The sequence below is a fragment of the Saliphagus sp. GCM10025334 genome (genome assembly GCF_042663485.1).
GTDB lineage: Archaea > Halobacteriota > Halobacteria > Halobacteriales > Natrialbaceae > Natronosalvus.
The window spans coordinates 127,445-148,544 of record NZ_JBHTAF010000005.1 but is presented as its reverse complement, the minus strand read 5'-3'; the positions used below and the strand labels follow the sequence as shown (position 1 = coordinate 148,544).

The 21,100-nt window shown below is 62.4% G+C and carries 23 protein-coding genes and 1 tRNA gene; 17 read left to right on the top strand and 7 right to left on the bottom strand.

The features are described from left to right. Window positions 1-20 precede the first annotated feature (20 nt). Both ACFQO4_RS17740 and ACFQO4_RS17735 read right to left on the bottom strand, forming a co-directional pair. Window positions 21-599: an NADPH-dependent FMN reductase gene (locus ACFQO4_RS17740; RefSeq protein ID WP_500262190.1), complete on the bottom strand. Its 579-nt coding sequence runs from the start codon at window positions 597-599 to the stop codon at window positions 21-23. A 62-nt stretch (window positions 600-661) separates the two neighbouring features. Continuing rightward, window positions 662-1,960 (bottom strand): O-acetylhomoserine aminocarboxypropyltransferase/cysteine synthase family protein, encoded by a 1,299-nt coding sequence (locus tag ACFQO4_RS17735; RefSeq protein ID WP_500262189.1) that lies wholly within the window; start codon window positions 1,958-1,960, stop codon window positions 662-664. 227 nt (window positions 1,961-2,187) lie between these two features. Here ACFQO4_RS17735 and ACFQO4_RS17730 point away from each other — a divergent pair, with 227 nt between their 5' ends. After that, window positions 2,188-2,571 carry a hypothetical protein gene (locus ACFQO4_RS17730; protein WP_500262188.1) on the top strand — a complete coding sequence of 128 codons (384 nt, stop codon included), beginning with the start codon at window positions 2,188-2,190 and terminating at the stop codon, window positions 2,569-2,571. Between the two features lie 419 nt (window positions 2,572-2,990). Here ACFQO4_RS17730 and ACFQO4_RS17725 read toward each other — a convergent pair whose 3' ends face one another. Further along, window positions 2,991-3,152: a DUF7838 family putative zinc beta-ribbon protein gene (locus tag ACFQO4_RS17725; protein WP_500262187.1), complete on the bottom strand. Its 162-nt coding sequence runs from the start codon at window positions 3,150-3,152 to the stop codon at window positions 2,991-2,993. Window positions 3,153-3,427: 275 nt separating this feature from the next. Here ACFQO4_RS17725 and ACFQO4_RS17720 point away from each other — a divergent pair, with 275 nt between their 5' ends. The 8 genes from ACFQO4_RS17720 (at window position 3,428) to ACFQO4_RS17685 (ending at window position 9,825) form a co-directional block, all read left to right on the top strand. After that, window positions 3,428-4,000 carry a cob(I)yrinic acid a,c-diamide adenosyltransferase gene (locus tag ACFQO4_RS17720; protein WP_500262186.1) on the top strand — a complete coding sequence of 191 codons (573 nt, stop codon included), beginning with the start codon at window positions 3,428-3,430 and terminating at the stop codon, window positions 3,998-4,000. Between the two features lie 51 nt (window positions 4,001-4,051). Next, window positions 4,052-4,126: transfer RNA gene (locus ACFQO4_RS17715), tRNA-Val, on the top strand. Window positions 4,127-4,568: 442 nt separating this feature from the next. After that, window positions 4,569-4,715: a hypothetical protein gene (locus ACFQO4_RS17710; protein WP_312907835.1), complete on the top strand. Its 147-nt coding sequence runs from the start codon at window positions 4,569-4,571 to the stop codon at window positions 4,713-4,715. A gap of 3 nt (window positions 4,716-4,718) precedes the next feature. Beyond that, window positions 4,719-5,264 carry a cupredoxin domain-containing protein gene (locus tag ACFQO4_RS17705; protein ID WP_500262185.1) on the top strand — a complete coding sequence of 182 codons (546 nt, stop codon included), beginning with the start codon at window positions 4,719-4,721 and terminating at the stop codon, window positions 5,262-5,264. After that, the gene (locus ACFQO4_RS17700; RefSeq protein ID WP_500262184.1) at window positions 5,265-6,983 is read left to right on the top strand and encodes a cytochrome c oxidase subunit I; all 1,719 of its coding nucleotides are present in this window, start codon (window positions 5,265-5,267) and stop codon (window positions 6,981-6,983) included. 55 nt (window positions 6,984-7,038) lie between these two features. Further along, window positions 7,039-7,749: a hypothetical protein gene (locus ACFQO4_RS17695; protein WP_500262183.1), complete on the top strand. Its 711-nt coding sequence runs from the start codon at window positions 7,039-7,041 to the stop codon at window positions 7,747-7,749. A 365-nt stretch (window positions 7,750-8,114) separates the two neighbouring features. Further along, the gene (locus ACFQO4_RS17690) at window positions 8,115-9,347 is read left to right on the top strand and encodes a hypothetical protein (RefSeq protein WP_500262182.1); all 1,233 of its coding nucleotides are present in this window, start codon (window positions 8,115-8,117) and stop codon (window positions 9,345-9,347) included. 73 nt (window positions 9,348-9,420) lie between these two features. Beyond that, window positions 9,421-9,825: a ubiquitin family protein gene (locus tag ACFQO4_RS17685; protein ID WP_500262181.1), complete on the top strand. Its 405-nt coding sequence runs from the start codon at window positions 9,421-9,423 to the stop codon at window positions 9,823-9,825. On the opposite strand, the gene ACFQO4_RS17680 is transcribed toward ACFQO4_RS17685, so the two are convergent. Beyond that, complete coding sequence (locus ACFQO4_RS17680) at window positions 9,822-10,472, bottom strand: helix-turn-helix domain-containing protein (protein WP_500262180.1); 651 nt, start codon at window positions 10,470-10,472, stop codon at window positions 9,822-9,824. The genes ACFQO4_RS17685 and ACFQO4_RS17680 overlap by 4 nt on opposite strands. Before the next feature lie 143 nt (window positions 10,473-10,615). On the opposite strand from ACFQO4_RS17680, the gene ACFQO4_RS17675 reads away from it, so the two are divergent. Together ACFQO4_RS17675 and ACFQO4_RS17670 are read left to right on the top strand one after the other, a co-directional pair. Then, the gene (locus ACFQO4_RS17675; RefSeq protein WP_254156364.1) at window positions 10,616-10,849 is read left to right on the top strand and encodes a DUF2249 domain-containing protein; all 234 of its coding nucleotides are present in this window, start codon (window positions 10,616-10,618) and stop codon (window positions 10,847-10,849) included. A gap of 67 nt (window positions 10,850-10,916) precedes the next feature. Beyond that, window positions 10,917-11,252 (top strand): CGCGG family putative rSAM-modified RiPP protein, encoded by a 336-nt coding sequence (locus ACFQO4_RS17670; RefSeq protein ID WP_500262179.1) that lies wholly within the window; start codon window positions 10,917-10,919, stop codon window positions 11,250-11,252. Window positions 11,253-11,873: 621 nt separating this feature from the next. Here the strand turns inward: ACFQO4_RS17670 and ACFQO4_RS17665 are convergent. Together ACFQO4_RS17665 and ACFQO4_RS17660 are read right to left on the bottom strand one after the other, a co-directional pair. After that, window positions 11,874-12,314 (bottom strand): DUF7970 domain-containing protein, encoded by a 441-nt coding sequence (locus ACFQO4_RS17665; RefSeq protein ID WP_500262178.1) that lies wholly within the window; start codon window positions 12,312-12,314, stop codon window positions 11,874-11,876. Continuing rightward, on the bottom strand, window positions 12,311-13,180 hold the full coding sequence (locus ACFQO4_RS17660) for a ParA family protein (RefSeq protein ID WP_500262177.1): 870 nt from the start codon (window positions 13,178-13,180) through the stop codon (window positions 12,311-12,313). The genes ACFQO4_RS17665 and ACFQO4_RS17660 overlap by 4 nt, the downstream gene beginning before the upstream one ends. Before the next feature lie 1,047 nt (window positions 13,181-14,227). Between ACFQO4_RS17660 and ACFQO4_RS17655 the strand changes: the two genes are divergently transcribed. From ACFQO4_RS17655 to ACFQO4_RS17645, 3 genes are all read left to right on the top strand, one after another. Next, window positions 14,228-15,121, top strand: coding sequence for a Gfo/Idh/MocA family protein (locus ACFQO4_RS17655; protein ID WP_500262176.1), 894 nt, complete (start codon window positions 14,228-14,230; stop codon window positions 15,119-15,121). Window positions 15,122-15,461: 340 nt separating this feature from the next. Further along, entirely contained in the window at window positions 15,462-16,505 is a 1,044-nt protein-coding gene (locus tag ACFQO4_RS17650; RefSeq protein ID WP_500262175.1) for a zinc-dependent alcohol dehydrogenase, read from the top strand. Between the two features lie 178 nt (window positions 16,506-16,683). Continuing rightward, the gene (locus ACFQO4_RS17645; protein WP_500262174.1) at window positions 16,684-17,466 is read left to right on the top strand and encodes an IclR family transcriptional regulator; all 783 of its coding nucleotides are present in this window, start codon (window positions 16,684-16,686) and stop codon (window positions 17,464-17,466) included. On the opposite strand, the gene ACFQO4_RS17640 is transcribed toward ACFQO4_RS17645, so the two are convergent. After that, window positions 17,447-17,596 (bottom strand): hypothetical protein, encoded by a 150-nt coding sequence (locus tag ACFQO4_RS17640; RefSeq protein ID WP_500262173.1) that lies wholly within the window; start codon window positions 17,594-17,596, stop codon window positions 17,447-17,449. The genes ACFQO4_RS17645 and ACFQO4_RS17640 overlap by 20 nt on opposite strands. Here ACFQO4_RS17640 and ACFQO4_RS17635 point away from each other — a divergent pair. From ACFQO4_RS17635 to ACFQO4_RS17625, 3 genes are all read left to right on the top strand, one after another. Continuing rightward, window positions 17,595-17,813, top strand: coding sequence for a DUF8074 family membrane protein (locus ACFQO4_RS17635; RefSeq protein ID WP_500262172.1), 219 nt, complete (start codon window positions 17,595-17,597; stop codon window positions 17,811-17,813). The genes ACFQO4_RS17640 and ACFQO4_RS17635 overlap by 2 nt on opposite strands. 717 nt (window positions 17,814-18,530) lie before the next feature. Continuing rightward, a complete protein-coding gene (locus tag ACFQO4_RS17630) occupies window positions 18,531-20,003 on the top strand; it encodes an arylsulfatase (RefSeq protein ID WP_500262171.1) in 1,473 nt (490 codons plus the stop codon). Window positions 20,004-20,192: 189 nt separating this feature from the next. Further along, window positions 20,193-20,981 carry a sugar phosphate isomerase/epimerase family protein gene (locus ACFQO4_RS17625; RefSeq protein ID WP_500262170.1) on the top strand — a complete coding sequence of 263 codons (789 nt, stop codon included), beginning with the start codon at window positions 20,193-20,195 and terminating at the stop codon, window positions 20,979-20,981. Window positions 20,982-21,100 lie beyond the last annotated feature (119 nt).

Genomic DNA, 21,100 nt, shown 5'->3' with positions numbered 1-21,100 from the left:
CCGTCTCGAGTTCCAGTGGGTCAGGCGCCGACGTTCTGATCGCTCTCGAACGTTCCCGGATCGGGTTCGATCGTCGCGTACTGCACGGCACGGACGCCGAGGGTCGCGACGCGCTCCTCGAGCGAGTCGTCGACGAACGACCCATCCTGGATCGCGCTGTGGGCCCGCGGCACGGCCACCTGGTGGGGCAACACCCACGCATTGAGCGCTCGACAGACGGATCGCAGGTGCTCGAGCGTGGTCACCGGAAATGAGCCGCCGGCGATCCCCACCAGCCCCACGGTCTTGTCCTCGAACTCGTCGAATCCGCAGTAGTCGAGCGCGGTCTTCAGCGGCGAGGAGTACGAGCCGTGGTACATCGGCGAGCCGAGGAGCACGGCGTCCGCGTCTCGAACGCGCGTGGCGATTGTCGCTGCATCACCCGCATCCTCGCGGTCGACGTCGGCGTCGTACAGGGGGAGGTCGTAGTCTCGAAGGTCGACTAACCCCGTCTCCGCGCCCGCGTCGGCCGACGCCTCGAGGGCTCGTTCGAGGGTGATTCGCGTGTAGCTCTCCTCGCGGAGGCTGCCACAGATTGCCAGCACCTGAACGTCACTCATGCGAGCTACGACGCAGCGTCGTCCTAAAAAAGTGCGTCAGTCCCGAACGGCCACCCAGCGGCCTAGTTCGAGGTCGCCGCCTCGATGGCCGACTCGAGGTCCGCGATGATGTTGCCGGGGTCCTCGATGCCGACCGAGAGCCGGACGAGGTCGTCGGTGACGCCCGAGGCCTCCTTCTCCTCGGCGCTCAGTTGCTGGTGGGTCGTACTCGCCGGGTGGATGATCAACGTCTTCGCGTCGCCGACGTTGGCGAGCAGGCTCGCCAGCTCGGTCGACTCGACGGTCTCCCTGGCGGCGTCGTAGCCCGCTTCGAGTCCGAAGGTGATCATGCCGCCGTAGCCGCCTTCGAGGTATCGGTTCGCGTTCTCGTGGGTCTCGTGTGACTCGAGGCCCGGGTAATTCACCCAGGAGACGGCCTCGTGATCCTCGAGGAATTCCGCGACGGCCAGCGCGTTCTCGCAGTGGCGTTCCATCCGGAGGGGAAGGGTCTCGAGGCCCTGGATCGTCTGCCAGGCGTCGAAGGGCGACTGCTGGTTGCCCAGGTCGCGCAGGCCACGAGCGATGGCCGCGTAGGTGAACGCCGCCTCGCCGAAGGTCTCCGCGAAGTTGACGCCGTGGTAGGCCGGGTTGTCCGCCGCGAGTTCGGAGTACTTCTCTGGGTAGTCTGCCCACGGGAACGACCCGCCGTCGACGACGACGCCGCCGACGGTCGTCCCCGACCCGTGGAGCCACTTCGTCGTCGAGTTCCAGACGACGTCGGCGCCGTGCTCGAGCGGGCGACAGAGCGCCGGGGTCGCGAACGTGTTGTCGACCACCAGCGGCGCGCCGTTGTCGTGGGCGGTTTCCGCGATGCGCTCGAGGTCGGGCGTGTCGAGCGCCGGATTGCCGATCGTCTCGAGGTGGACGAAGGCGGTCTCCTCGTCGATCGCCTCCGCGTAGGCGTCGTAGTCGAGCGTGTCGACGAATCGCGTCGTGATCCCGCGGCGCTCGACGGAGTGTGTCAGGTAGGTGTAGGTACCGCCGTACAGCGAGGAGGCACTCACGATGTTGTCTCCCGCGCTGGCGAGGAGGAACGTCGTGAGGTCGAACGCCGCCATCCCCGAACTCGTCACCGCGGCGCCGACCCCACCCTCGAGGGCGGCCAGTCGCTCCTGAAGCGTCTCGAGGGTCGGGTTCATCAACCGCGAGTAGATGTATCCCGGTTCCTCGAGGGCGAACTGCGAGGCAGCGTCGTCGGCGTCGTCGAAGACGTACGACGTCGTCTGGTACAGCGGCGGGGCTCGCGCACCCGTCGCGGGGTCTGGCTCCTGTCCGGCGTGGACGGAGTTCGTGGCGAACGATCGGTCTCGGTCGTCGCTCATACGATGATACAGCGTGGCTCGAGCCATTACCCTGCGCAGAGTGGCTAGTATTGCCGTCTTCGACGACAGGTCGATCGGAACGGGGCTCGTGATCCACAGAAAGATTCGCCCGACGAGACGCTTGTCCCCGTCTCGAGCACGTACATGGCCGCTGAGAGGACTATAGGCCTCGAGCGCTTGTAAGTGCAAGTACAACGGCTACCGGTTTTGGAAGCGACTAGTCTCCCGTGAGCGACACCGATAACACCGGGTCGGACACCCATGACTCGGGGTCGGACACCCCTGGCACGGACCAGGAGGAGATCAACGAGGACGCCCGACTCCTGGGTAACGAACCCGACGCGGACGCGATCGACGAGCCGGTCACCGATAGCGAGCAGGAGGCTCGAGAGAGCTACTGGATGATCAAGGAGACGATCGCTATCGGCCTCATCTCGATCGTCGGGATCAGCCTGATCGCGTTCGGGGCGATGCAGGCGACGGGTCTCATCACGCTTCCCGGATGGCTCGGAAACTCGCCGTTCGTCCACTGGTCCCTGTTTCTGGTCCTCGGCGTCGTCCTCGTGCTCGTCTTCGCCTGGAGCCAGTGGGGAACGACCGTCGATCGGTAACTACGCGGTAATGAATATCGCGATATATAGTTTATGGGCGTGGGTCGCTGAACTATCGCGTACGGACGATTCTCGTTTTCACAGCCGTCGAGGAGCGCAGGGCAAGACTTGGGCGTTCCAGTTGACCTCGATGATTTCCGTAACCGATTCTCGAGTTAGATTGCTCGATTCTTCACTGGAAACACCCGGTTTCGCAGTGGGTACACGCGGTTTCGTGAAGCTAGCGGTTCGGAATGTAGCTCCATCACCAGAATTGCCAAGCATTCTGGCTGTCGCGAGTCACACTCCCGCCGTCGATAGATCGGCGTCCAGAACGGCAAGGACCCTCGCACTCGTTCGGTGTATTCAATTCGACGCTGAAATCTCACCAGAACGGAGCTGCCGGGTACCGTTCGAGAGAATTACGTTTCGTACGCCGTCTATATCGCACTCGAGTCGATGCCGTCGATCTGAACGAACCCGTACGAGCAGTTCGGGCAGTGCCACTTCACCTTCTTGCCGAGATGCACGGTCGTACTCGCCGCCCGGTAGAACGTCTGTTCACCGCAGTCGGGACACTCGGCCTCGAGTTCCATCGTCATGCGCGCCGATTACGCCTCGAACGAGTTTAACGTACTGATTCGCCGATGTACAATTCGCTCGCGATCCAGATATGAACGATATAGTGGTATATGGAATCGGATGCGGGATCCACGATGCTGGAACCTCGCGGATTTGCGGGCTCCGGCCGATTCCATCGTTGCCGAAGGTGTGAGAGTCGGAGACGACTCGCAATGCGCTCGTCGAACGGGCGAGGCGCATCCCGACAGCGTTCGGCGGGGAAATTAAGACACGCCCGGCCGTTTGCACGGGTACGATGCCGATTTACACCGGACGCGGTGACGACGGCGGCACGGACCTGCGGGACATGACGCGCGTGTCGAAGACCGATCCGCGGATCGAAGCCTACGGAACGGTCGACGAACTCAATGCGCTCCTGGGGACGATTCGACCGACGGGACACGCGGACGTCGACGAGCAATTGCGGACGGTCCAGAATCACCTCCACGTTGTCCAGGCCGATTTTGCGAATCCTGACCCCGACTCCGATACCGATTCCAACGACTCCAACGACGGCGACGGCGACCCCATTATCACACAGGATCACGTCACGACCGTCGAGACGTGGATCGACGACCACGACGAGGACCTCGAGCCCCTTCGCTCGTTCATCCTCCCCTCCGGCGGGGAGTCGGGCGCCAGCCTCCACCACGCCCGAGCGGTCTGCCGACGCGCCGAACGACGAGCGGTCGCGCTAGCGGACGCCGAGCCAGATGCCGTCAACGAAAACGCGATACAGTACCTGAATCGGCTGTCTGACGGGTTGTTTACGCTGGCTCGAGTGGTCAACCAGCGCGACGGGGAAGTCGAGGAGACCCCGACATACTGAGTCGTCCGTGAAAGGAACGCTTAAGTTTCGCCCGCGGATACCGTGGGTTGAGGGTTGGTGATCTAGTTCGGTTATGATACCTCCTTCACACGGAGGAAGTCGGCAGTTCAAATCTGCCCCAACCCACTAATTTTGCGCCGAACAACTCCGTGAGGCGCAAATTCGTTACGTCGGGCACTTTGAACCAGACGAGGCGCGCACAGCGAAGCGAGCACGTCTCGGCGAGGTTCAAATCTGCCCCAACCACTATCCGCCTTGCCGAGTGTTGAAATTGCCCTACCTGGCAACTATAGCAGGCGTTGAAGTCATTACCTTCTCGTCGCGACGGTATGGCCGGAGCGACTGGTTCCGGCCGTCTGCCTGCGGCGATCGGTAAATCGTGTCACCGACTACTATAGATTCGCTACCTACCTCTCGAGACGCGACCATCGTAGCGACGGTTGCCTCTCGAGCCGTAACTGGTCACGGAAAGGATGTGAATCGCCTCCCAGCGGCCGGGAACGGTTGCGAACATGTGCGTGGGAACGCCCATGGAACCGTTATCCAAATGACCGACAGGGAGATTCGAATGACGACACAGTCAGCTGACGAGATACCGTTCATGCAGCGGGTGTACGATCGAATATGGGTACTCGCCATCCTCGCGTTCGCGTTTTTCCTGTTCGTGTACGTGATCTGGGGGGCAATCGACGTCTTTTCGGTTCCGCTGGGGTGAACCATGACGTCACCAATCAAACCGCCCGAGGGCAACTGGTGGGATCAAAAAATCAACCGACGCGAGACGGTCTGGCTCGGACTCGGTGGAATCTGGTCGATCATCCTGTTCGGCTGGATGAGCGTCTGGACGCGAACGGGCGACCAGAACCCGACCGGCGAGACCTACGAGGTGTCAGCCGAGGCGTTCCGCGAGAAGATGGCCACGTACGAAGACGCGGCCGAAGAAACCGAGGACGGACTCGTTCCCGACGGTACGGACGTGTACCTGGCTGGCATGCGATTCACGTGGGACGGCGCTCCGGTCGTCCTCGAGACCGGGGTGGAGTACGACATCCACCTCACTTCCTACGACGTCCAGCACGGCTTTTCGTTGCGGCCCGAAGCGAACCTGAGCAAGCAAATCAACCTGCAGGTGTTGCCGGGCTACGAGTGGGTCGTGCCGATGGAATTCGACGATCCGGGTACCTACCACATCATCTGTAACGAGTTCTGCGGCCAGGGACACCGAACCATGCACGGAACGATCGTCGTTACGGAGGGGGTATAGATGCTGGATCTCTTCGACAACGATTACGGCCCCGACGGATTTCGAACGTGTTCGGTGACGGGGCTGCGGATTCATCGCTCCGCCGAAAACCCCACCAAGCTCTTCGGGTTGACAGCGATCGTCGCGCTGCTCGTGGGCGGCATCTTCGCCTTCACTGTGGCGATGACCCGCTGGGAGTTCGTCGGATTGCTCGAGGCAGGCGACTTCTACACGCACCTGAGCATGCACGCGTGGAACCTGCTGATCTTCTGGATGATCTTCATGGAGATCGCCATCCTCTACGTGGGCGGGCCGATGGTCCTGGGTCGGCGACTGTCGATCCCGATCCTCGCCAAAGTCGGCTGGGTGACGATGGTGCTCGGCGCGGTGGCGGTCAACTACGGCATCTGGACGACGAGCGCGCCGAACGAAGCGCCGTTGCTGACAGCGTACGTCCCCAACCCGTCAGAGCCGCTCTTCTACGCGGGTGTGATCGTCTTCCTGCTGGGGGCGACCGTCGCGGCCTTCCCGTTTTTCGCCACGCTCTGGGTCGAGAAGCGCGAGAACGCGGGCCAGACGCTCCCGCTCGTGACGTTCGCGGCGTTCACCACCGCGGTCATCGCCGTCGAGGCGATCCTCGGCGGTCTCGCCGCGTTCAGCTACGCGTTCCTCTGGCGAATGGAGATCATCGCCTCGGTCGACGCCGCGATCTACCGTCAGCTGTACTGGATCGCCGGTCACGGGACCCAGCAGATCAACCTCGTGGCGATGATCGCCGTCTGGTACTTTTTGACCCACGTCGTCGGGGGAGCCGAGGTCGTCAGCGAGAAGGTCTCGCGGACGGCGTTCATCCTGTACCTGTTCTTCATCAACCTGGGAGCGGCCCACCACCTGCTGTCTGATCCCGCGGTTTCGACCGGGTGGCGTATCTTCAACACCTCCTACGCGTTCTACGGGGCGACGTTCGCCAGCCTGATTCACGCCTTCGCGATTCCCGCGGGTATCGAGGCCGGACGACGCAGGCGCGGCCTGGGGGGCGGGCTGTTCGGCTGGCTCACTGGCGCGCCATGGCTCAATCCGATGTTCTCGGCGACGATCTTCTCGATCATCCTGTTCGGCTTCCTCGGGGGGATCACCGGCGTCATCATGGGGCAGCTTCAGCTCAACATGACCTGGCACAATACGCTTGCCACGGTCGGTCACTTCCACGCGACCGTCGTCCTCGGCACGACGCTCGCCTTCATGGGGCTGACGTACTTCGTCATCCGGACGCTGTTCATGCGCCAGTTCATCTCGCCGAAACTGGCCTCAGTCCAGCCGTACCTCTACTCGGGCGCGATGGCGATCGCGACGCTGATGCTGATGTACGTCGGGATCCTCTACGGCGTCCCCCGTCGGACAACCGAGGTCGTCGAGAACATCCCCGGGACCGAGTTCAGCCTGAGCGCGGCGGGACCGCTATTCAGCGTCTTCGGCGTGTTCGCCCTGCTGGCGATTGCGGGGGGCGTCCTGTTTCTGGTGCTCGCCGTCGGCTCGGTCCTGTTCGGCAAGCGCATCGAGCCCGGCGACAATGACGACATCACGCCCGACGGTGGCCTCGCAGCCGACGGCGGCGAGTCCGTCCACCACTACGAGATGCGCGGGACGTTCGTCCTGTGTCTCGTCTTCCTGACGGCGTTCGTGATCACGTACCTCCTCAACTGGTACCTGCTCAGCCAACTCTGGAAGATCGGCCTGTAGCCGTTCCACCTGCCTTCGTCTCTCAACCACCGCCACAACACCACGACATCCAACAATGACCGACCGTACGTCTTCATCCGTATTCTCGTTCGCCAGCGGTCTGTGCAGACGGACCTGGAACGACGTCCTGAGCGTCTACTACGCCAACACCCCCATCTGGCGAGTGCTGAAGAGCGTCGGCCTGCTGTTTTTTGGGTTCTTCTGCTGGTCGGCCTCGAATCTGTTACTCTCGTATCGCCCTTCCTGGTCGTTCCTGTATTTCGTCGCGGCCTACGGGTTCGCGCTCATCGTCTGGGGGCCGTTGACGCACCTCGTCTTGCTCCCGGGGGTTATCCGCCTCCGACGTACGGCGAATCACCACCTGACGCGGACGATCGCTCGCAATGGATCGATGCTCAACCTTTCGATATTCCTGACGATCGTTCTCGTCCTCGGGATGGCCCCGATATCCCCTATGCTGCTCGACTTCGGGACGCTCGTCGACGACGGAACGGGAAGCCCGGACGTCGACCCCGACCTCGAGTGCACCGTCGTCGACGAACTCGTCGAGTGCTCGCTGTCGGATCCTTCGGGGATCGACCACGTGGTCGTCACTTCAGGCCAGAAACGCATCAAAACCGTCGAGGAACCGCCGTGCGATTTCGAGATCCGGCGGTCCGATCTCGAGACGGTCGTCGGTCAGAAGCAGTTCACCGTCGAACTTCGCGACGAAGACGGCGACACGCTACGGCGGTACAAACGGACGGTTCCAGCAGACAGCGAGTGACCGCCAGATCGGACTCCCGATGAACGCTCATTCGTCGCTCTTGAACGCCGCTCCACGGCGAATCGAACCGGCGGCAGGAGCGAAGTGACCAGGGTCGCCGCCAGTTCCTCGATGACGCGCCGCTGTGCCGCGGTCAGCGTCCCGCACTGCTCGAGCGTCCGGTGGGCGGTCTCAACCTGCTCGAGTTCCACCGCTTCGACGTACGCCCACCACTCCTCGGACGAACAGTCCGCGTCCGGAATCGATCGACCCTCGTCTGTCGACGCCATACCGACGAGAATGCGGAACGACGGTCCAAACCATTTCGGCGAACGTGTTCGGCCTGGTGTCAAGGTTCTATACCGTCCATCTCGTGAGGGGAACCAATGAGCACGGCGATCAAAGCCCGGTGGGCGCGTAGATTCGTCGCGGTCGGCATCGTGTGGTTCGTGAGCTGGCAGCTCGCAACCGTCGCTGGCGTGGGCCGTCGTGTCGGGGTCGTGCTCGGACTGTACGGCTTCGTCTTCCACGTCGTCTTCGGCAAGGGGTACAGCCTGCTGCCGTCTTACTTCGATCGAACGCTCGCGTTCCCCAGGGCACCCGCCGTCCACCTGCCCCTGGCTGCCGTCGGCACGGGCTGTCTCGCCCTCGGTGCGGCCTTGAGCGGCGGTATCGACCTCGACGTCAGTCCACTGTCCCCGGCGACAGGTGAGACGCTGACCGGGATCGGGGCCTCCCTCTGGCTCGCGGGGTGTCTGGTCTTCGTCGGCACGATCGGATGGACGGTCCGGGACAATCTCTCGGGGCGCGAAACCGGAACCGGAGACGCGAACGCCGACCGCCGGTGGGTCGACCGCTACGCGAACGCGTTCGTCCCCGTGGTCGCCCTCTACGTCCTCGCGGGAGCGACGATTCCCGTCCTGGAGTGGCTCGAGTTCGACCAGTCCCTCGTCGCGGGCGGGCCGCCGGTGACGCACCTCCTCGCAGCGGGTGGGGCCGCCCTGTTGCTATTCGCCGTCGGGTTTCGCCTCCTCCCGCGATTTCTGGTCGTCTCGCCCCGGACGTGGCTCGTCGCCCTCGCCCTACCGGCCGGCGCGCTCGGCCCAGCGCTCCTCGTGGGCGACTTCCTCGGTGGGTCGCGCTTTCTCCTCGGAGCGGTGCTCGAGGCGACAGCCCTGGTGGGGTTCGCGCTCGCCTACGTCGACATGTACTCCCGGAGCAACCGTCGTCGGGTGGGGTTTTACGCTGTCGCACTCGGCGTTCTCTGCGGAGCCGGTGTGGCCATCCTCGGTCTGAGTTTCGCCACCGACTGGTTCGGCGTCCCCGGCGACCCCTTCGATGCCCACTATCGCCTGGCACTCGTCGGCCTGCTGGGGCTGACCGTCGTGGGCGTCACGTACCAGTTTTACCCGCCGGCTGTCGCCTCGAGCTCCCTCGTCGACAATCGGACTGCCGGCCTCTCGATTGCGCTGCTCGCCGGTGGTCTCCTCGTCGAAGTCGGCGGTCTGCTCCGCTCGGCTCCAGTGGTTGAGCGCGGTGGTCGTCTCGTCGTTCTCGCCGGCTCGATCGTGTACGCAACCGTCGTGTTCGCGGTATTTCTCGAGCGACGAGGGCGGTAACCGACGGCCGACCTCGTTCGAGACGAACATATTCGGAGCCGGACGTTTGCATCTGGCCGCCGTATCGAACGGTATGGCGACGCGACCGACTACCGAGGATCACGCTGAGGCGACGCAATCGACGACGGTGGAAGTCACCTGTACGGGCCACGTTCGAACCGCCGTCGGTCGACACCGTTTCCCGTTCACCTTCGAGGGGACGACGCTCGCGGAGTTTCTCGAGGCGTTCTTCGCGGAGTACGACGTCTCTGACCTCCTCATCGCCGAGACGGAGGCCGAGTCGACGGCCAGGGGATGGGCTCCAGCGCCCGCGGAGCTACCGGGTACCTGGCGGAAGAACCCCGAAGGCGAGCAGACGCGGGCGTACGCTCGAATCCTAGTGAACGGCCGATTCAACGAGCACAACGAGGGATTTCAGACGCGACTCGAGGAGGGCGATCGCGTCGCGTTGATGAACCCGTTTATGTTCTGCTGTTAGGCGTCGACTGGAACTTGTTCGGCGGTAGCGCCCATGAACGCCTTGACGATCCGTTCCTCGGCCCGATGAAGGACCTCGCTGCACGTCGAGCGAGCCACGCCGACGGCCTCGGCGAGTTCGTACTGCGTGCAGGTGCGAGGCGTGTCGTAGTACCCCGCTTCGAGCGCCGCCTCTATCACGCGAAACTGCTGATCGGTCAGCAGTTGCGACGTGTCCATATCCGGCGTGATCGAGTCGACGGCGTACTCGACGCCGAAGGCCTCCAGTTGCGCTCCCAGTTCTGAGAGCCGGTCGTGCGAGGTCGTGATCTCCCAGGTTGCCGTCCCGTCCCGAATCGTGAACGGCATGCCGATCGGCACGCCCGATTCGCGGGCGGCGTTGAGTAACACCGGGAGTTGTGTCTCGAGCTGGAGGAGTGCGCGGTCGTCTTCGAGTTGCAGCACCTCGACGTCGGCGACGGTTTCGACGTCGCGAATCGCGTCGATCGTCGCCGACGGATCGAGTGCCGTGAGTTCGACGACGGCGGTCCCGTGGGCGCCGCTCGGGATCGCCGAGAGGATGCGAACCTCCTCGAGCAGGTCGGTCCGAGAGAGGCGAGCGATCCACATCGCCTCGGGAATCGCGATCTGGAGCGTTGCGCGTGGCATACCTCGAATGGGTGGGGACGTGCCCAGTACCTACCGTCGAACATATTCGGACGGTGGACGGCGACGATGTCGGTTGCTGAACCGTGACGAGGGGAATATGATCGCCGATACCACTACCACGGTGGTTTTCGTAGGGTGAACCGATGACGAGCGACGATACCGACCCAGACCGCGTTCTCGACGCCCGGGAGATCGACGGCGAACCGTTCAGCGACATCATGAGCGAACTCGAGGCGCTCGAGGATGGTGAGACGCTCTTGCTGATCAACAGTTTCGAACCGGCCCCGCTCTACGGCGTCCTCGAGGGAAAGGGCTTCACCCACGAGACGACCGAGGTTGCCGCGGACGAGTGGGAAGTCCGGATCGAACACGCCTGAGTCCGGATCGAGGCGTGCGAATATATTCGGGAACGGTGACTTCACGCTCGAGGCATTAATTACGAGTATGACCACCACAAGCAGTACCGATCACGACCACGACCACGATCACGATAACGACGCCGAACCGATCACCGACCGCATCCACGACAACTCATGGTCGGCCAACCTCGAGAAACCCGCCCACGGCGAGGACGTCGACCTGGTCCGTCGACAGGCCCTCGAGGCGGTCGAACACACGACCTCTGGCCACCACGTCAATCTCGTGACTCACGGCGCCCACGGTCACCCCGAGTCGTACCTGTACGAGACGCTCGAGACAGGATTCGACGGCAACGTCGACTGGGAGTACGTCGAGCAGTGTGGATGTGGCGGACACGTAACGGGCGTCCACGTGCGGTAGCGCTCCTCGAGTATCGACGAAGTCCGTTCACGTTTACTTCTACGGACGTGAGTCGACGTGAGAGCCGCGCTCACGATGGTTCTCAGATATCTATACGAAAGCAGAGAGGTTTTTCATAGTGGCAGAATGAGTGAATTTGCTTGCGTTCGTATCGGGACTGAGGTCCTCGACGAGACGTGCGCTGTAATTGGATCGCGCCACGAAAAAGTGACGACGCGCCCGTTGCATTCTGAGCGTTCTCGTCCTGCACTGTGAGTGTAGGAAGCGACAATACTGCCCGAATTGGGCGTACAATCGAGTAAATCGACAGGGACCGGCCCACTACTGTCCATCGACTCGAATCGTCGTTCGACCCAGCGTAACGTGTGCTGACGAGACGTTGTCAGCGACGTTCGTCTATATTCGATACTCGATTGAAGCAATGTGGGGATTCTCGACACCGAGCTATCCTTTTCCTTAGTAGTCTAGGAAAACGGTAGGTGGGTGAGCGTACTATCTCGTCGTGACTGGCACGACACTCACGTTCTCCAAGCGCTGTTTCGATACGAACGGTGTTCGAAACGAACGCTGTCTCGAATCCACTGGGACGACCATCGAACCGATCGAAGAACCAGCGAGAGGTTAGTCTCGCCGACGCTCGAGGATGAGTTCGACCAGTCGCTCTGGTTCTTCCACCGCGAGGGAGATGACGGCGTCGTGTATCTCGCGTTTCGCTTCGTCCCGAACGCCCTCCCGTCGCAACTCGGGAACCACGGAGATTCCGACCGCGTCCTTGAATTCTTCCCACGTGCGCTCACGCACGTACAGTGGTCGCTGCTGGACTTCCGCGTATTCGAACGACGGTCCCGAGAGGTCCGCGTCCGTCTCGGGGTCTGTGTCCTCATCCCCGTCCGTGCTCGTCTCCTCCTGTTTCGACGCGCCCGACTGTACTCGATCGGTCGCCGGCGGGGCGGACGAGGGTTGCGAAGCGGCTTCGGTCGCCGGCTCGGACTGTTCGTCCGCCGCATCCGTCTCCTCGGTCTCGAGCCCGCCGAGGTCGTCGAACGGGTTCTCGCCGCTCACCGTTTAACACCCCCATTTGCGACGATCGACGCGAGCTCTTCGAAGTTCTCGACCTGGCTATTCTCCGGATCGTAATCGAGAAGTGGCTGGTGCGCCTTGAGCGACTTCGACAGCGCTGCGCTGTATCGGACCCCCGGTTTGGGAGGGTTCATCTCTCCGTCGTCGATCGCGTCGAACTCCGCCGGCGTAATCCGGGCAAAGTTCGGGATCTTCCCCTGGGTCGCCTCTGCGGTGTTCAGGTTCTCGAGGAGTTCGCGATCCTCGGTCCGCTGGTCGATCCGTTCGCGGAGCTTGTTCGGAACCAGCGCCAGGACCTCGATGTCGATGTACTCCCGCGCCGGTTTGATGAGTCGATCCATCGTTCGTTTGTACCCGCCGATCGAACTCGAGCCGGGCTCGAGCGGGATGATGACGTTTTGCGTGGCGACCAGCGCGTTGTTGTTGAGCATCCCTGGATACGCGGGACAATCGAACACGATGTAGTCGTAGCGCTCGCCGAGGAGCGGGTCGACGATCTTGGTTTTGACTCGAGCCGACCCCTGGAGGGCTCCGGCCAGATCCTTTTCAACGTCCTCGAGTGTGTTCGACGACGGGAGGAGGTCGAATCCGAACGGCGTCTCGACGATGAGGTCGCCGGCGGTCGCGTCTCCCTGATCGAGGATCACGTCGCCGAGCGTGAGTTCGTCGCGATAGGCGTCTCCGAATCCGAGGCCGTTCGTCGCGTGGCCGTTCGGATCCAGGTCGGCGAACAGGACTCGCCCGCGTTCGGTCAGTTGGCGCGCGAGGTTCATCGAGATCGTCGATTTCCCGACGCCGCCTTTCAGGATGACGACGCTGACTGCTCGAGTCGTTTCTGCGTCACTCATGCGTTCCCCTCTGCTTCGAATCGGAATTTGGAATAGTCACCTATTGTTCCTATTCCTCGTTTCTGGACCATCACGCTTGTCGGTTGTATCCTCTCACGTGGTCCGCTTAAAACTACCGTAGGGACCTTCCCAAGGTTGAATAGGTGCAATAGGCTGAATAAGTGCGATAGGTCGGATAGGCATAATAGTTGGAATAGGTGGTTCGGGCAAGTAAGGTTGAATAGGTAGGGTAGGCACCTTGGAAAGGTTACCTGAGGTAGCTAGCTTAGGTAGGTCGTCAGAGGAAGAGTGGCCAGGTCACTAAGGTGGCCCAGGTTGAGCAGATTGGCAAGGTGTCACAGACACTCTCGCTGGTTCCAGTGCCTCAGGAACTATTGGGACTCCAGGCCGGGTAGCACCAGCTCGGTGCTGCGGTCCGAGGAGAAGTTCAGCATCATCCGAGGCCATGGCGCCGACAGTAATGTAGATCTCACTCGAGTGATGCGGAATCCTGGAAGGGTTGCGTGCGCATCTCGCACAGCGGAACGCACGGATAGTGGCTGGCGATACAGATGGTCCCTCACTGGGCGCCACGTTCCCCCGGACGTGAAACGACTCCGGTATCGTATCGAACCGAGAGCTACAGAGATTCTGGTGAACGTACGTCTACGCCGAAGCAGGTCGCACCATGGGAAAGCGGCCGTTTCGTGATAGCGTCCGAGTGATAGTTACCTCGAGACGCGCTTCGACTCACCAATGAGCCAGTCTTCGAAGGGCAACAACTCTAGGATGCGCGGAGATCGCCAAGGGTTCGACTCCCGGTCGGTCCCAGCGAAGAAGAGGTAAACGTCGTCGTTCTCAGCAACAGTCTGGGTTCGAATTGGCCGATGACGCTAGCGCTCGAGAACGCTTCGCTCGCACTCCCCCGTAAGCAGGCGCAATTCGACCGATTCAGTATATAAACTACGGCCTGATAAACTTCATTGGGCTATACGAATTCCCCTACTCACACAACACCGCATCCCTATTCGCGAGCAATTTAAGTCGATGAACCGTCAGTGGCCGGCAATGGTCGAAATCGGCATCATCGGGTTAGATACGAGTCACGCCGAGTCGTACGCGACGGCGATACGAAATCACCCGGAAACCTCGATCGCCGGCGTCTGGGACGGGGGAACCGTTCGCGATCGAGCGTACGCTCGAGCCTACGCTGAACGAAACGAAGCGACGCTGTACGACGAACCGCTCGAGATGGCCGACGACGTCGACGCGGTCATGATTTTGACCGTCGACTGGACCACGCACCGCGACCTCGCCGTCCCCTTTTTACGTGACGCCGTTCCGACGGCAATCGACAAACCGATCGCTGGGTCGCTCGAGGACGTTCGAGCGATCCAGTCGGCCGCCGACGAGACACCTCTGTTCGGCGGTTCCGCGGTACCGTACCACCCCTCCCTTCGCTCGGTTCGGGTTGCCGGAGACGGTCGACTGTTCTACGGCGTCGGATACGGTGATCCGTTCTACTACGGCTGTCACGTCGTCGACGCGATCCGTTTTCTCGTCGGCCATCGGTGGGCGAGTGTCGCTCCTGCTGATGGTCCGGGGCAATCGGTCGACGTCGTCTTCGTCGATGGCACCCACGCGACCGTTCGTCTCGGCGAGGCGAGCGACCGTGAAACGTTCACGTTCGTCGGCATCGGCGACGAGACGATGGTCCGGGAGGTCGGAACCAGCGACGGCGACCTCGAGGCGATGTATTGGGGCTACCTGAACGCGTTCCTCGAGGCCATAACTGGGGCGCGTGACGCGACTGGCGAACGGATGCTCGACGCTACGACCCTCTTGCTCGGGGTGAACGCCGCACTCGAAGCGGGCCAAACGATCACCCCGACGTCCGACTCGTTAGCGGCTTACAGCGTGGACGGGCGGGCGTTCCTCGAGGACTACCAGCCCTACTACTGACGCCACACGCGAGGATCGTGCTGCCTTTCTGTGAACAGCGCACGTCTCGAAATGGTTCACGAGGCGAACGACCAGGCCGAGAGGGGGTAGGAGCATCGGTAGTATTATCGACGTCGAGTGTCACCACCAGATTGAGCGGGACTATGGAAGTAATTCACACGAGCAGGGCTCCAGGAGTGATCGGTTCGTTCACCAGGACTGTCGGCAGTAGCCGTCTTTCCGGTGGCAGACGTCGATCGGGCGACTCGCTTCGACCGTCGTTCGAAACGGCCGTTTCGGACGCCGTTCGCGCGGCGGCAATGGACGCGAGCGAACACGGCAACGAGGTGACCGTGACGACATGAGCGTCGATCGAACGGAGGGACAACAGGCGGTCGTCACCGACGGAACCGGTGACGTGTGGGCCGAAGAACGCGACATTCCCGAACCAGCACCCGGCGAAGCGCTGGTTCGCGTCAGTGCGATCGGCATCTGTGGGAGCGACGTCGGCCTCATCGAGGGAGAAGGGCCGCCGTGGACCGACTACCCGGTCGTGCTCGGTCACGAGGTCGCCGGCGAGGTCGTCGAACTCGGCGAGGGCGTCGACCACCTCGAGGTCGGGCAACGAGTCGCCCTCCACGGGTTCGTCTACTGTGGCACCTGCGAGGCGTGTCGAGACGGCCGGTACTACCAGTGTACGGATCTGCAGGAGATCGGTTTCACGGTCGACGGCGGCTACCGGAAGTACGCCGCCTGGCCGGCGTACACGCTGACGCCGCTTCCGGACGACGTCTCGGACGTCGAGGCGAGCCAGATCGACTCTGCGGGGTGTACGCTCCACGCCCTCCAGCGCATTCAGACGTCGTTCACCGATACCGCCGCCGTCCTCGGGCCGGGGTCGCTCGGTCTCTACGGGGTACAACTCCTGCGAGCACAGGGCGTGAAGGACGTCGTCCTGACGGGCACGCGCGATGCACGCCTCGAGGCTGGGAAACGCCTCGGAGCGACGCGCACGGTCAACGTCTACGAGGAGGACCCAGTCGAGGCAATCATGGAGCACACGGACGGGAAGGGCGTCGACGTCTGCGTCGAGGCCGCCGGGGCTGGCGACGTCCTCGACACGTGCGTCCAGAGCGCCGCCAAGCAGGGGAAAGTCGTCCTGACGGGCGTCTTCGGTGAGCGCAAGGAACTCGACCCGGACCAGATCGTTGCGAAGGAACTGACCGTCGTCGGTGGCGTGACCGCCTCCCACGCGGTCGACGAGGTGATCGAACTGTTCCGGCGCGACGACCTCACGATAGACGGCGTCGTCACTCACGAGTTCCCGCTCGAGGAGTTCGAGACGGCACTCGAGACCGTTCGTGAACGGCGCGATGGCGTCGTCAAGGCGGTTCTCCGGCCGTAGTGAGGCGGTTCCGGTTTCCGGTTTCCAGTATTTCGTTTTCGATTGTCGGTTTCCGATTTTCGGCTCACTCGTCGTCGAAGCGAGAGTAGGGCCTCGAATCTCGAGTCTCGACTCTCGAGTCACCGGCCGGTTTACCAGAGCTGAACAGTTAAAGGAATCAGGAACGTATTGCAAGAACATGCCCCGTCAACGAGAGGACTCGAACGAGAAAAAACGAATCCAGGCGGTACAGACGACGCTGGACATCATCGAGGTTCTTCGCGAGAACAGCGGAGCGGGAGTCACGGAGATCGCTAGGGAGCTCGACGTCACGAAGGGCACCGTCCACAACCACCTCGCGACGCTCGAGGCGAACGACTACGTGATCAAAGATGCCGACGAAACGTATCACCTCGGCCTCCGCTTTCTCGACGTCGCCCACCAGGCCAAATCGCGGATTTCGACGCTCGACATCGCGCGAACGGAGGTCGATAAACTGGCAGAACGGAGCGGCGAGACGGCGCTGTTCACCGTCGAAGAACACGGCGTCGGCGTCTGCCTGTACGTCGAATACGGCGAACGGGCGGTACAGACGCCGCTACACGTCGGCTACCGGAGCGAACTCCACCACACGGCCGTCGGCAAAGCGATCCTCGCCCACCTTCCCGAAGGGCGCGTCGAGGGGATCGTCGATGAACGGGGATTGGCCCAGCAGACGGACCGAACGATTACCGATACCGACGACCTCTTCGAGACACTCGAGGCGGTGAGAGAGCGCGGTATCGCGTACAACGAAGGGGAAACGATACAGGGGCTCGTCGGCGTCGGTGCGCCGGTCACGGACCAGTCGGGGACGGTGCTGGGTGCGTTGAGCGTCATCGGACCGGCCAGCCGAATGGGCGAGGATCGGCTTCGTGGCGACCTCTCGGAGATGATCAGGCAGAACGCCAACGTCATCGAGATCAATCATACGTCGCTGTGATCCCCTTCGTCCACTCGAGGGCAATCATACGGGTGGGACAGGGACCCTGGATCGACCGCATCTCCTCGTCGAAGAACGCAGGCTCGAAGAACCCCTTCATTTTTACAGGATACCCGACTACGTATCCCATGAACCTCACGATAGGTGACGGGGCTATGTTCATGTACAATCTCGGCGTCCTGATCAGCGGCGGATTCGTGGTGATGACCTACGACGTTGAGGGGCCACCGTTCTTCGGAATCATGTTCGTGTTCGCCCTGATCTGGACGATCTACTTCCGGTTCTACGTACAACACCGATTGACGGGAGTGGGCGAGGACGAAGACCCGAGCCCGAGCGAGACCTAGTGCTTTTCCAGGCCTGAACTGATGGGCGAAACCGATAGCGTTCATCCGGCTTCGCTCGTCAGTCGACGCCGGGGAGAGGACTAGCAGTTTGGTACCGCGTTCGAATATTAGATCAGTTCCGTTCCGGACTGTTCGGAAGTTCCGCCCTCGCCCGGTCTCGCGAGCACCTGCTGGTGGTCGCCACTCGAGTAACGGCACGAATGAGGAGGAAATCGCCGCTCCTGAAGTCGAGAGAACTGTACCACCGAGACGGGCCCTCGCGCACTAGTCGTCGATCTCCGATCCGGACCGTTCGGTCGAGAATCGAGAGTCGCCGAGTCGGGGCCGGCCGTCACCGGGATGAGGGGTGCTGGGGATAGTCCGCGTGTACTGGCTTGTTGAGCCCTAGCTCGTCGAACGCTGTGACTCGGAGGCCGCTTCGACGGCGTCGACGTCACTCCAGGAAGTCTTTAACGGAGCGATTGGGCGTCGCCTCGAGGTTCGTTCGGTCGATGAACGTGTCGGCGTGCGTTTCGGCCACGAATCCGTTGCCGATGATCCCGATATGTGTCATACGACGTCGTTTGTAGTTCCGATTCCGGCCGTTCCCAATCGGGAACTCGGCATGCGTGCGCCGTTGTGGCGCAAGCACGGGACGGGAGAAACACACCGCAACGGCCGCCGAGCTGAGGCTGACAGAGACGTAGACTTATGGTGTCCCCGTCAGTGACGTGCAGTATGTCGGAGCGCCCGAACATCCTGTGTATCGTTACCGATCAGCATCGGGGCGACTGCATCGGGGCGGATCCGCACGCGCCGACCGATGCCGACGGCCGCTCGCTCGTCCACACACCGAACATCGACAGTTTCGTCCGGAAGGGGGCGATGTTTACCCGGGCGTATACGCCCGCTCCATCGTGCATTCCCGCACGCCGATCACTGCTTACCGGGCAGACGCCGTACACCAACGGCGCGCCCGGGTGGGTGACGACGCCGTGGGAATTCGAGCACACGCTCCCCCAGGAACTTCGCGACGCGGGCTACCAGACCAGGCTCACCGGCAAGATCCACTCGCTCCCGATTCGAAATCACGTTGGCTTCGAGAGCATGGACCAGCACGAGGCGCTTCACGCCCACCCCGACGACGACTACGCTCGCTGGCTCGAGCAAGAGACCGACGGCCAGTGCGACGAACTTTCCCACGGGCTCGGGCGAAACTCCTGGGATTCGCGGCCGTGGCACCTCGAGGAGTACCAGCACCCGACGAACTGGACGACCAGGCGAGCGATCGAGTTCCTCGACCAGCGAGACGATACCCGCCCGTTCTTCCTCAACCTGTCTTACGTCCGCCCGCACACACCGTTCGATCCGCCGCAGGTGTACTGGGACATGTACGTCGACCGCGACACCCCGAAGCCGTACATGGGCGACTGGATCGACGACGAACACGGCGAGAAGATACCCGACTATCCGGGGATCAGCGCCTGGGTCGCCGATCTGCCGCCGACGGTCGTTCACCGGGCGCGGGCAGCCTACTACGGCCTCATCACCCACATCGATCATCAGATCAAACGCGTCCTCGAAAAACTCCGTCTGAACGGCGAACGCGAGAACACGTTCGTCGTGTTCCTCTCCGATCACGGTGAGATGCTCGGAGACCACCACATGTGGCGAAAGACCTACGCCTACGAAGGCTCGGCTCGCGTCCCGCTCCTGTTTCGGTTCCCCGACTCGATGGAACTCCCACAAGCGCAGCTCATCGATCGGCCCGTGGGACTCGAGGACGTGATGCCGACGCTCCTGTCGGTCGCGGGCGTCGACGTTCCGGATGCCGTCGAGGGACGAAACCTGCTGGATCTCGTTCGCGACCCGGACCGCGAGGACTGGCGCGAGTGGTATCACGGCGAGCACGCCGCCGGCAGCTACGATCCGGAGAACGGCACCCAGTACCTGGTCGACGGTCGGTTCAAGTACGTCTGGAACCCCGTAACCGACAGCGAACTGCTCTTCGACCTCGCACACAATCCGGGAGAGGAGCGCGACCTCTCGAGCGAGGCCGAACACGCGAGCGATCTCGAGCGCGCCCGGATCACGATGATCGACCGGCTCGCGGGAAGACCGGAGGGGTTCGTCGAGGACGGGACACTCGTCTCGACAGATGCTGGGCCGGGCGATATCGGGGATCCGGACGACTGCAGTTCGGACAGCTGATTGTCGACTCACGCCTCGAGTCCACCATCGAGAGGCCGTCGACGAGTAACTCGAGGACGGATCCAGGCTCGTTTCGACGCGACCGACACCACGACGTTCGGTCAGTGGGTCGAACTCGCAAGAAAGAACTCTCGACAGAGATGGGGCCGTGCAACAGTACTTTTTACCCCACCTCGACATCTTCGGAGTATGGTACGCACGGCGATACAGCTGTACACGCTGAGAGGCCTCGAGGAACCGATCTGGGAGACGCTCTCGCGCGTAGCTGACACCACCTTCGAAGGCGTCGAACTCTACGACGCTCACTTCGACTCCTTCGCGGACGAATCGGCGCTCGAGCGAACGGTGGACGCACTCGTCGAGACGGACATCGTCGTCGCCGGTGCACACGTCGGCGTCGACCGGATCGAAGACGAATTCGACGACATTGTGAGCGCATTCAAGTCAGTCGACGCTTCCAGGGTCGTCGTTCCATCGTACGACGCAAGTGCCTTCCAGTCGGTCGCGGGGATCGAAGCAGCCGCGGATCGTCTCGCCGAGGTCGCCACCAAACTCGACGTACACGACCTCGACCTGCTCTATCACAACCACACGTTCGAGTTCGACGTCGTCGACGGGAGAGTCGCCTTCGAGCGGTTCGTCGACTGCGCCGACGGGCGCTTCGGATTCGAACCGGACGTCGGCCTCGCGGCTCACGCTGGCTATGAACCCATCGAGTTGCTCGAGATAACGGCGGGGAACGCGCCGCTCGTTCACCTCACGGACACGGTACCGGGGGACGAGTCCCTCCTTCACGCCGACGTCGGGGACGGTGTCGTAGACGTCGATGCCTGCACGTCAGCAGCGGCGTCGGTGGGTGCCGAGTGGTTCATCTGCGAAAACGGCCTCACCGAGGAGCCCCTCGCGTCGCTCGAACGTGGCAGTGCCACGTTCGCAGACAGTCGTGCTCGAGCAGAGACCGTGGATGACGGCTGCTGACCGTAGCGTCCCACTGGATTGCGTGTACCTCCTCCCTAAGACGACTCTCGCTCTCTCGAGACTCGTCCAAAACAACGACGACGGGATCAGTCGCTCGAGGCGTGTGATCGGGTATTCAC

Bases quoted from the DNA above. Each gene is read 5' to 3' on its own strand.
- ACFQO4_RS17635 (WP_500262172.1), top strand. From the start codon at position 17,595: ATGAACCTCACGATAGGTGACGGGGCTATGTTCATGTACAATCTCGGC.
- ACFQO4_RS17670 (WP_500262179.1), top strand. From the start codon at position 10,917: ATGACCACCACAAGCAGTACCGATCACGACCACGACCACGATCACGAT.
- ACFQO4_RS17680 (WP_500262180.1), bottom strand. From the start codon at position 10,472: ATGCCACGCGCAACGCTCCAGATCGCGATTCCCGAGGCGATGTGGATC.
- ACFQO4_RS17735 (WP_500262189.1), bottom strand. From the start codon at position 1,960: ATGAGCGACGACCGAGACCGATCGTTCGCCACGAACTCCGTCCACGCC.
- ACFQO4_RS17685 (WP_500262181.1), top strand. From the start codon at position 9,421: ATGGCGACGCGACCGACTACCGAGGATCACGCTGAGGCGACGCAATCG.
- ACFQO4_RS17640 (WP_500262173.1), bottom strand. From the start codon at position 17,596: ATGGGATACGTAGTCGGGTATCCTGTAAAAATGAAGGGGTTCTTCGAG.
- ACFQO4_RS17675 (WP_254156364.1), top strand. From the start codon at position 10,616: ATGACGAGCGACGATACCGACCCAGACCGCGTTCTCGACGCCCGGGAG.
- ACFQO4_RS17710 (WP_312907835.1), top strand. From the start codon at position 4,569: ATGACGACACAGTCAGCTGACGAGATACCGTTCATGCAGCGGGTGTAC.
- ACFQO4_RS17740 (WP_500262190.1), bottom strand. From the start codon at position 599: ATGAGTGACGTTCAGGTGCTGGCAATCTGTGGCAGCCTCCGCGAGGAG.
- ACFQO4_RS17650 (WP_500262175.1), top strand. From the start codon at position 15,462: ATGAGCGTCGATCGAACGGAGGGACAACAGGCGGTCGTCACCGACGGA.
- ACFQO4_RS17695 (WP_500262183.1), top strand. From the start codon at position 7,039: ATGACCGACCGTACGTCTTCATCCGTATTCTCGTTCGCCAGCGGTCTG.
- ACFQO4_RS17700 (WP_500262184.1), top strand. From the start codon at position 5,265: ATGCTGGATCTCTTCGACAACGATTACGGCCCCGACGGATTTCGAACG.
- ACFQO4_RS17645 (WP_500262174.1), top strand. From the start codon at position 16,684: ATGCCCCGTCAACGAGAGGACTCGAACGAGAAAAAACGAATCCAGGCG.
- ACFQO4_RS17725 (WP_500262187.1), bottom strand. From the start codon at position 3,152: ATGACGATGGAACTCGAGGCCGAGTGTCCCGACTGCGGTGAACAGACG.
- ACFQO4_RS17625 (WP_500262170.1), top strand. From the start codon at position 20,193: ATGGTACGCACGGCGATACAGCTGTACACGCTGAGAGGCCTCGAGGAA.
- ACFQO4_RS17720 (WP_500262186.1), top strand. From the start codon at position 3,428: ATGCCGATTTACACCGGACGCGGTGACGACGGCGGCACGGACCTGCGG.
- ACFQO4_RS17690 (WP_500262182.1), top strand. From the start codon at position 8,115: ATGAGCACGGCGATCAAAGCCCGGTGGGCGCGTAGATTCGTCGCGGTC.
- ACFQO4_RS17630 (WP_500262171.1), top strand. From the start codon at position 18,531: ATGTCGGAGCGCCCGAACATCCTGTGTATCGTTACCGATCAGCATCGG.
- ACFQO4_RS17660 (WP_500262177.1), bottom strand. From the start codon at position 13,180: ATGAGTGACGCAGAAACGACTCGAGCAGTCAGCGTCGTCATCCTGAAA.
- ACFQO4_RS17655 (WP_500262176.1), top strand. From the start codon at position 14,228: ATGGTCGAAATCGGCATCATCGGGTTAGATACGAGTCACGCCGAGTCG.
- ACFQO4_RS17705 (WP_500262185.1), top strand. From the start codon at position 4,719: ATGACGTCACCAATCAAACCGCCCGAGGGCAACTGGTGGGATCAAAAA.